This window comes from Paraburkholderia sp. SIMBA_027 (assembly GCF_046535315.1).
Taxonomy (GTDB): Bacteria; Pseudomonadota; Gammaproteobacteria; order Burkholderiales; family Burkholderiaceae; genus Paraburkholderia; species Paraburkholderia tropica.
The window spans coordinates 1-344 of the sequence record NZ_JAWRWY010000229.1 but is presented as its reverse complement, the minus strand read 5'-3'; the positions used below and the strand labels follow the sequence as shown (position 1 = coordinate 344).

The window sequence follows — 344 nt, the reverse complement described above, 5'->3', positions numbered from 1 at the left end:
CTGCCGATCCGCAAGCTGATCGAGACACACCTCGACGTCTTCGGCACCGTATCGGAGCGTTTCGTGCTTTCGGGAGACGATTTCATGCTTTCGCCGGAAGCGGCGCAGAATTTTGGCCTCGTGGTACATGAGCTGACGACAAACTCCATCAAATATGGGGCGCTGTCAGTTGCGGCGGGGAAGATCAACGTCGGCTGGACGGCTTTCGAAAAAGACGGGCGGCAGATTATCCGTCTCGTCTGGACAGAAACCGGAGGCCCCCCTGCCATGGAGCCGACCCGAAAGGGTTTCGGCACCACCGTTATCAAACGGCACGCCGAAGGCGCATTCGGCGGACAGGTGAC

The 344-nt window shown here is 59.3% G+C and carries 1 protein-coding gene; it reads left to right on the top strand.

Annotated elements, in window-relative coordinates:
• Positions 1-344, top strand: a 344-nt coding sequence (locus SB764_RS38890; RefSeq protein WP_410866596.1) for a sensor histidine kinase, incomplete at both ends; no start/stop codon positions are given.